Raw genomic sequence first — 8,818 nt, forward strand, 5'->3', positions numbered from 1 at the left:
AATAGCTAGATGCTGCAATTCTCTCAAGAGCTATAATCGACATCTGTTGCACCGAGAGATTAACTTGTGGATGTCATATTAGAACGATCGCACCAATTAAAACAAGCCTTAGTTGATTTTGTCCTTGATGCTGAAGGCGAACTGGCACAAGCACTAGAAACTTATGCAGCAGAACAGTTGCGCCGTGGAAGTGGGGATAGTACCCAGCAGGACTTAATCATTGATAGCTTTCTGACAGCCGGGAAAGTCGGTGATAAGTCTCCATTAGAGTTGTTTATCGAAAGCAATCCAGATTTAGAAGAAAGCGATCGCAACCTGATTAATAGCTGGCATGATAGTTTTATTGGCTTATTTGCCATAACCAACATCTTACCTGATGGCTTTGAATTAACGAACTGGTTGACAGATAAACAATACATCGTCAAGCCAAACAATACTCAAACATTACAGGCAATATCTCGGTTGAAAGTAGGAGAAATTTTATTAACTCGCATTTCTCCTGTTACCGATAGCTACTGGATGTTTTCTGGACCCTACACAATAATGGGTAAATTAGGTAAACCAAAACTTGCTGTAGCAATTGGTAATTTCAAAGAAAACTATAAAAGTAATCTTTACAGCGATGCTCCAGACTTGCTAGAAGAAGCTTGGCTGTCAGTAGTACAATATCATCAGCAGTTTCTGGATTTTTTTGGCACTGATGAAATTACACTACCTGGCTACCAGCTTAATAAAAAAATAGCTGAATTCCAAGAATTAATCACTGAAAAACGTTTTGCAGAAGCAGGAATTGATACTTCTAAATCCTTGGCTGAAGTAGCAGAAGCAGCTGGGATCGGAGACGATGAAATAAAAGCAGCAGCAGAAGAATTTGGTGCTGATTCTAAGGTAGTCTCTCAGATGTTTAACAGCAAAAGCAGTAATAGCAAAATGGTGATGCCAAAGGTTGATTTGCCTCCTGAACTCAAGAAAGCAGAACAGGTAACTGCTCTTTCTCATCCCCGTTGGGGACAAATGTTTTTACAAACATATAGTAAAATACAAGCAATTTTATCGGCAGAGGATTGGCAAAGTGTTCAAGGGTCTGAAAAACTAGTTCGATATTACCTTGAAGATAAAAGTATTAATGCTTTTATTTGGCATCGATTAGCGCAACAGTATTCAAGTAAATTAGAAAATGTGTTGCAAACAGTTTTGCAACGTCCAGAGTTTCGTCTTGAAAGCGACTTAGACGCACTTTTGCAAGAATTCAATAAACCTATTGAGCCAGAGTTACCAGAAATTGCTAGTGTTCCTATACATCTACACAACTTGTTTCAGGAAGCTTTAGGAGAAGTTAACAAATCTAAGCCCAAGACCAAAGGGCAAAAAAAACCAGCAAAGGGTTTTCAACTTTAAGTGGATTCTCTGTCTTTTTCATGTAATCAAGTTTATTTTTAGAACACCAACGCTTGATACAGCATCAAAAAGGCAGAGATAACATCCAAATGCTGTAACCTGATCTTGGTCGTGAACACTGGAAGTACTTATTTTATGGTAAAAAATTGAAATAATAATATCCTCAAATTTGGCTAAATATTTTCCAAATAAAAAATTATTAATGTGCAGCGAAGCTATATAATTAATAGATTTATTAATGAGAAGTATTACTTCCCATGCCGAATAATCACAGTATAATTTTGAGTAAAATTGTATTATTAGCTATGATAGTTTTTACCTCTGCCCCCCTGGGGCCTCAATGTGCTTGCTTAAATGGTTAACAGTTTAGCAGGTGAACAATCTCACCTACGATTTCCTCTGGACTCTCAAGCTTGACTAAAAATCGATTAAAGCCGGCATTCAAAGCCTTATGACTTGAGACTTCCCGTGTATAAGAAGTGATAGCGATCGCAGGCAGCTGTCTTATATATGAGCAAGAATGCACTCGAATTTGCTCAATTAACCAATTTCCATCATGAGCGGGCAATTTTACATTGCACACCAGAATATCGGGATGAAGCGATTCTACCAAGGCAAGGGCTGCTTCTGCATCGCTTAAAGCCATCACTTCTGCACCTGCTGCTTCCAAAATGAAGATGAGCAAATCTGCAATATCTGGCTCATCCTCTACTAGCAAAATCAGGATTCCAATCAAGTGTTGGAGCGAATTTAACTCAGTTTCTTGGTTGGTTTTTTGCTCGGTTGTCATGCTTTCCCTTTATAGTCTGCTATAGTCTGCTATTTCTATTGCAACGCATGGAGCGGAATAAGTATTCATCCTAAATACACAAACTTGCGGTGAAAAGCTTTATCAATATGGAGAAGTTAATTCACTAATCAACATTGAATGCCTCTATTTTTCTCTTGACAAAGACCAGATTCCACTTTTTAAAAATTAATCAGGTGGGATTCCATCTACTATATGAACAACAAACATCAAAAGCGATCGCTCGTCCAGCCTGGAAAAATAACAGAGCGATCACTATCTTCAGTTTTGAAGCCAACCAAGCATAGGAGTCACCTGCCATACTTAGGTTAAAGGCTGGTTAAAGGTTGATCGCTCTGTTTCTGTGGTAGCGTCCCCGCCTCTGATCGTGGTGCAGACATGATTTGCTTTTGCTCTTCTTGTAGCCAGGTTTCAAAGAGTTCATTCAGCAGTCGCACTTTCATAAATTCATCCAGTTGTGCGGGGATAAATTTTTCCAGTCGCAAAATCACGAACCAGTCGGCAATGCGGGTAGGGGGCAATATCTGACCTGGTTGACTGCTAGATAGCATTTGCACTATTACCGGATGTAGTGCATTCAGTTCAATCGGGCCTACTAAGCCTCCTGTTTGAGCTTCTGGTCCGAGTGAATATTCACGCGCTAAGTCAGCAAAAGAGTTTTCTTTTGCCTGAATACGGAAGTAAAGTTCTTGGGCTATTCCCACATCCTGGGTTCGCAGTAGAGAATAAATTACTTTGTCTAGTTTTGTCTTGGACTGAAAAAAGTAGGATTCTAGTTTATTACCCCAAGTAGCTTGCTTAAATTTTTCAATTTTAAGCTTACGAGTGATAATAACTTCTAGTTGTTTGGAAGTCAGCCCTTGATGTGCCATCCAAGTCTGGATATCTTCTTCATTTTTGAACTGTTTTTCAGCGTAAAACTGCTGTTTAGCTTGGGCTACTTCCTCAGGTGTACACTCTATTGCTAGCTTGGCAAAGCGTGAGTTTTGCTCTATAGCCTCATCAATGATTAATTCGCGCTGCAACTGTGGCAGCATTTGGTAACTCGCCAGTAAGGAAATCAGTTCACTAGCTGTGATTGTACGATTACCGATTTGGATCGCTTCAGTCATTAGCTTTCGGCCATCTCAAAGTATCTAGTTTGTTAAATAAGCTAAACCTTAGCCCATTCATTGGGAACTTTTGTCTTAATCTTACCGAGTTAGGTATGCAACTTGACTTTCGTGATAATTAAATAGTGGCTTTAATATACTCTAAAATATACAGTTTATATAAGTTTTTATCAAAGATTCTACGTAAATACGACCAGATGTGAAGAAAAGACGAAGGTCAATGACTAATGAGACTTCTCGCCACTGCAACTTAGAAGACGAATTTATCAAACTGAGCTAGGGTGCTTTGAGATAACCCTCTCCTAACAAAGGTGTTTTTAGTTAACTAGAAATACTCACCCTATAGCGAGTATCATTTGAATCTGATTTTTCCGGTTATCTTTTTGGTAAAGCGATGTCTACGATGGTCACTGAGCTTGCCGAAGTGCGGGCTACACCTACGCTCACTATACCTCTATCCCAAAGTCCTATTATGATATCCCGCAACCAAAAATTCTAACGTTTACAACGACTCTAAATAGTTCAGAAGATCTGCCATTTCTTGGGCACTAGGTTGGAATTTTGGCATTGGCGGGGTTTCGCCACTGATCACCTGGCGAATCAGTCTATATCGAGACTTGTGCTTTGAGACAGCTTGCAAACTGGGCCCTACTCGGCCGTCTGCTTCCAAGCCATGACAACCAGCACAGTTAATTTGAAAGATCGCGTGTCCTTGAACTGGGTTTCCTGTTAAGGATAGAACACTCTTGACGTATGGATCGGAGGCTTGAACCAACTGAACACCAAAAAAGCATAAAGGGACTGCTAGCAGTATAGCCAGCGTCAATAAAACGATCCGCTGAATCAAAATTTCAGGTTTGGTAATCTGGTTATCCAAAAGGTTTGCTGTGAAAATCTAGGTGTGCTAAAAAGTTTTCATTTCCTACACATAGCTTAAAAGTTCTTGATTGTGTCTGCAAGCACAGAAGACTATTTTCTTGTGGGCAATCGCCTTCCAAAAAGGCTGTAGGGCGCAGGATTCATACGAAATTTGGTAAAATCAAAAACAGGCAACGAATATTTAATAATTACAAAGAGGAGATTTACAGTGGTTGAACCCCTATTATCAGGAATTGTCCTTGGTCTAGTTTTCGTCACCCTCGCTGGACTATTTTACGCTGCTTATAAGCAATATAAGCGCCCCAATCAATTGGGGGGGTAAACAGTACTGAGTTTTGTTAACGGATAGCTATGGTTGAGCCAGTGCTGAGTTTTGAGTGGGAAAATGAGGGGGATGAGGCAGATAAAGTAAAATTTTCTCCTCCTGCTCCTTTGTCTGCCCCCTCTTTTCTCATTGGATAATTCTGTAGAAAGTAAGTGATGTGTTGCCGTAAACTTTCTCGCGGCAAATTTCCCAATCGGGAATATCTGGCGGTGTCCAACTTTGTGAGGTGTGTTCAACTGCGATTTCACCGCTAGCATCTAAAAGTTGATAGTGAGCGATCGCTTCTAATACTAGTTGGTACAATCCACTCTCATAAGGTGGATCAAAGTAGATTCTATCAAATTGTTTGCCTGATAAAGTCTTTAACTGTTGGACAATATCTCCTCGCAATATCCGAAGTTCTTGCTCGGCATTCGCTATCTGCTGCCAATTTTGTTGGATAGTGGCACAGGCTCGGCTCCATTGTTCAATTCCCACTACTAGGCTGGCTCCTCTACACAAAGCCTCTGCGCCCATTGAACCAGTACCGGCGCACAAATCTAGCCAGCGACAACCTGCAATTTCTCCCTGCCAAATATTGAACACTGCCTCCCTAACCCTAGCACTGGTGGGTCTAGTTTCTTTTCCTGGTAAAGTTTTTAGCTGGCGATTACCGTAAATTCTCAGACTCATTATTCATTGGGCATTGGGCATGGATCAAATAGGGCATTGGCATTAATGAAAGGTCGATGATCATTTTCATTTATTAACAAATGACAAAAGACAAATGACAAATGACAAAATAATTAGGCAGGAATTTTTTCGCGGACTTGAGCAACAAAATTAGATAAAATTTGCAATCCGATATTAGAGGATTTTTCGGGGTGGAATTGGACTGCCATCAGGTTTTCGTGAGCGATGGCAGCTGTGACGGTTTGAGTACCGTGGGTGATGGTTGCTGCACGGATTAGCGGGTCTATTGGGTCAACATAGTAAGAATGGACAAAATATACCCAAGGATCGGACGGTAAATGCTCCCACAAAATACTTTTTGGTTGAGTCATTTCCAGTTGATTCCAACCCATGTGAGGAATAGTGATGTCAGGTTCTGGACGAAACCGCCGCACTTTTCCTTTGATAATTCCTAGTCCTGGTTGATAACCTTCTGCACTTGATTCAAAAAGAATTTGCAATCCTAAACAAATTCCCAAAAAAGGTTTACCAGATGCGATCGCTTCTTTAATAGGTTGTTCCAAACCACGCGAGCGCAGGTGTTGCACTGCTGGATCAAATGCTCCCACTCCCGGCAGAACTATTGCATCTGCCTGCTCTAATTCCTTTGGAGAATAAGTAACATTAGGAGTTGCCCCAGCTTTTTCCAACCCTTTGCAGACTGAATGCAAATTTCCCATCTCGTAGTCTACGACCGCAATTACCGGCATTTACCTGCTCCTTGTAAATTTCTTATGGAGGGTTTTTCTATTCTAAATAATATTTGTTATGAATAAAATAATTCTATTAACTTCTTTTGACATTTTGCTAAAATCTCACCAGTCAAATTATTCTGATGATTTATTATTTGAAGTTACCAAACTTGATCTGATACCAGATGACTTAAGTTTTTACGCCATTTACCCGTAGATGTGCAACTTACCAGTACTCAGGTAATGGAAAAAATCAATGCAATTTAACCTGATTACATCATCATGTTGTGGCATGGCTGTAAGCCTACATAATTAAGTCTGGAAGCAGTTGCTAAGTAAGTATGTGAGAATAAATCAAATTAGATTAAGTAATGTAAAAAATCTTGAGATTATTTTGTAGTGAGAATTTAAGTCCTCAAATGATGGCTGGAGCCGCTCTCTACAAACTTTTAATTATTTATGCCGCTCTACTTAGCTGTGGAGAAATTGTTTTGCAGACAGCAGTTGATTTAGAAGAATTAGTGACAGGAGCAGCCGGAATTGAGATTAGCCACGACTGCGGGAAATTTGTCTGTGTTCGTGTAGTGTCTTGTAGAGAATACTTAAGCCAACGTGAGTTCGACAAACCTCTCCCTACCTTGTAACTAAAGTTCAAGGCTGTCCCTCTCCGACTCGAAGAGGGACAATTTTACGTAGTAAAATCTCTTAGATGTCTTTTTGATTGAGCTAATTAAGCGGACATTATATAAGCCGTCGAATTTAGGTTAACCCAAAACCAACTTACAGTGGGTTGTATCTTTGCCCACGTTCCGCTTCTCAATCAAGAAAATTTAATGGGCATTTTTGCAGATTCCGTATTAATTATTAACAAACTGGCACTTTCATCAAGTTGTTAATGTCTGTATTGTGAAATAAATATCTAAGTATATGTTGCCATTGTTACTAATTTTCCCGATTGCCCAATTAACTCCTCCCATGCCACCGCCTGAAGAAGTCGTGCAATCACAACAAGTACGTTCTTTACCAGGAGAATTGGATACAGTGCCAACTTTTAACAGCAATAGTCCAGAATTGGTTTTTAAAGAAGGAATTTTACTCTCCACCTTTCCACCAGATGGCAAAAAAGTGCCAACGGCGCATCTGAATTTTCCCTTTCGAGGGCGATTTGATATTTTTGCCCATCATGTTACTAAAGCTGAACCGCCAGAGAATTTGCGTAGGCGTAGCCCGTCGGAGACATCACTCTATCTAGGGATAATTTTGCATAATCCTGGTTCTGAAGTAGTGAAGGTGAATATTTGGCAGGCGGCGAGTTATTTGAGTCAACCGGATGCACCATTTATTGAGCTACCATCCTTTAGCCAAAATCTTTTGGGTACTATCTATTTTTGCCGGCCCAGGCGATCGCGTCATGTCTGATGTTTTAAGGGGACGGCGACAAGAGATTTTTCCTGCCCAAATTGAGATTCCACCAAGGCAAAGTCGGATGTTACTAAATTTACCAATACCTGTGCAGGGATTGACACCACCCCTTAATGGTCGGTCTACATTGATCCGACTGCAAAGTAATGGCACTGTCTATGCAGCTAGCCTAGCCATGTTTGCACGGGTTAATCTTGATGGCAGTGAGCGATCGCCTACTTTAGAAGAGTGGCAAAATTTACTAGATAATAGTGATTTAGCTGGGCCACGAGATAAAGCGCCCACTCCCTTAGAGGAAACTGGCAAACCTATAATTTACGGGCGTGCAGCCGGAGTGGCTGGTGGTTCACGATGGAAAGCCTTATTAGTAGATAATCCTAAAGCTAGGTATTTGACTATTCCTCAGCCTGGTCAAATGTTTTTCTACGCTTTGAGTACCCTGCATGGCGGTACATTAGGAACTGGTCAAATTCAAAGTGCTACTATGCTGGTACGCTATCTTGACACTGCATATCGCGCTCATGGGAACTATGGGATTCAATATAACCTCAAGTTGCCGCTATACAACAATACTCAAAGTCCTCAAACTGTTAGCGTGTCGATACAAACACCACTCAAGGAGGAGCAATTGGGAAAACCGGGGTTACGCTTTCTTAGTACACCAGCCCCTCAAGTATTCTTCCGAGGGACAGTTCGGGTACGTTATAAAGATGGGCAAAATCAGCCGCAGACTCAGTTTGTGCATTTAGTGCAAAAGAGAGGTCAAGCAGGGGAACCCTTAGTTTTATTAAATATGAAAGCAGGCGATCGCGCCTTAGTAGAAGTAGACTTTCTCTATCCGCCGGATGCGACACTACTGCAAGTTTTAACAGTTTCAACTCAAGCTGAACCTCAGTAATGAGTCATAGGTAATGGGTAATAACTTTTCTCCAATTACCTATTACCAAAAAATATTAGTCAGCTGATTCACAAAGCTCTGCTGCTTATCAACTTGGCGTAGCTCAAAGGCACATCTGTTAGAAAGCACCCAGTTAGGGCAACGCCTTATATCATGTGCGGCTGATTAGTTATGATTCTTGCATCTGTGCAAAAATCTGAAAACTCTTTCTCCCCCTGCCTCCTACCCCCTGCCTTCTTAATGATAAGTCTTTAACCGGACATGATATTACAATGTTTACTGATACTAGGCATAGTATAGGACTAAAATTTGATTTCTGAAAAAGCTTGGTACAACTCGAAAAGCCTAATTCCCCATTCCCCGCCTATCGCACTTGTGGTGCGCTTCGTGCAGCACGTAGATAATTTCAAAAATCAAATACGATTCCTATATTTATCAAACAGACAGTGTTTAAAAAGTTTTACCGTTTTATATCTTAGTCACCAAGCCATGTGCCAATCAAGATAGATAATCACCTTTGCAGTTAAGGTGGACAACTGTGCTACAAAAGCTTTAAAAGCTTTTGTTTTAAGG

General features: G+C 40.6%; 9 protein-coding genes and 1 pseudogene. 5 read left to right on the top strand and 5 right to left on the bottom strand.

Annotation, left to right across the window (positions count from 1 at the left end; translation table 11 throughout):
* Nucleotides 1–66 precede the first annotated feature (66 nt).
* Complete coding sequence (locus V7L20_RS08485) at nt 67–1,398, top strand: hypothetical protein (protein ID WP_334743648.1); 1,332 nt, start codon at nt 67–69, stop codon at nt 1,396–1,398.
* A gap of 358 nt (nt 1,399–1,756) precedes the next feature.
* Here V7L20_RS08485 and V7L20_RS08490 read toward each other — a convergent pair whose 3' ends face one another.
* Nucleotides 1,757–2,188, bottom strand: coding sequence for a response regulator (locus tag V7L20_RS08490; protein WP_334743649.1), 432 nt, complete (start codon nt 2,186–2,188; stop codon nt 1,757–1,759).
* A gap of 155 nt (nt 2,189–2,343) precedes the next feature.
* Here V7L20_RS08490 and V7L20_RS08495 point away from each other — a divergent pair, with 155 nt between their 5' ends.
* Nucleotides 2,344–2,493, top strand: coding sequence for a hypothetical protein (locus V7L20_RS08495; protein ID WP_334743650.1), 150 nt, complete (start codon nt 2,344–2,346; stop codon nt 2,491–2,493).
* A gap of 21 nt (nt 2,494–2,514) precedes the next feature.
* Here V7L20_RS08495 and V7L20_RS08500 read toward each other — a convergent pair whose 3' ends face one another.
* Both V7L20_RS08500 and V7L20_RS08505 read right to left on the bottom strand, forming a co-directional pair.
* Complete coding sequence (locus V7L20_RS08500; protein ID WP_334743651.1) at nt 2,515–3,318, bottom strand: peptidylprolyl isomerase; 804 nt, start codon at nt 3,316–3,318, stop codon at nt 2,515–2,517.
* 502 nt (nt 3,319–3,820) lie between these two features.
* The gene (locus V7L20_RS08505) at nt 3,821–4,195 is read right to left on the bottom strand and encodes a cytochrome c (protein WP_334743652.1); all 375 of its coding nucleotides are present in this window, start codon (nt 4,193–4,195) and stop codon (nt 3,821–3,823) included.
* Nucleotides 4,196–4,405: 210 nt separating this feature from the next.
* Here V7L20_RS08505 and petG point away from each other — a divergent pair, with 210 nt between their 5' ends.
* Nucleotides 4,406–4,519, top strand: coding sequence for a cytochrome b6-f complex subunit V (gene petG, locus V7L20_RS08510; RefSeq protein WP_063721252.1), 114 nt, complete (start codon nt 4,406–4,408; stop codon nt 4,517–4,519).
* Nucleotides 4,520–4,648: 129 nt separating this feature from the next.
* Here petG and rsmD read toward each other — a convergent pair whose 3' ends face one another.
* Nucleotides 4,649–5,194 (bottom strand): 16S rRNA (guanine(966)-N(2))-methyltransferase RsmD, encoded by a 546-nt coding sequence (rsmD, locus tag V7L20_RS08515; protein ID WP_334743653.1) that lies wholly within the window; start codon nt 5,192–5,194, stop codon nt 4,649–4,651.
* A gap of 113 nt (nt 5,195–5,307) precedes the next feature.
* Complete coding sequence (hisH, locus tag V7L20_RS08520; RefSeq protein ID WP_334743654.1) at nt 5,308–5,943, bottom strand: imidazole glycerol phosphate synthase subunit HisH; 636 nt, start codon at nt 5,941–5,943, stop codon at nt 5,308–5,310.
* A 401-nt stretch (nt 5,944–6,344) separates the two neighbouring features.
* Here hisH and V7L20_RS32565 point away from each other — a divergent pair, with 401 nt between their 5' ends.
* The gene (locus tag V7L20_RS32565) at nt 6,345–6,569 is read left to right on the top strand and encodes a hypothetical protein (RefSeq protein WP_442943513.1); all 225 of its coding nucleotides are present in this window, start codon (nt 6,345–6,347) and stop codon (nt 6,567–6,569) included.
* 283 nt (nt 6,570–6,852) lie between these two features.
* Nucleotides 6,853–8,245 (top strand): annotated as a pseudogene (locus tag V7L20_RS08530) (DUF3370 domain-containing protein).
* Nucleotides 8,246–8,818: the final 573 nt, after the last annotated feature.

The sequence above is a fragment of the Nostoc sp. genome, assembly GCF_036916735.1.
In the GTDB taxonomy this organism is placed as follows: Bacteria; Cyanobacteriota; Cyanobacteriia; order Cyanobacteriales; family Nostocaceae; genus Nostoc.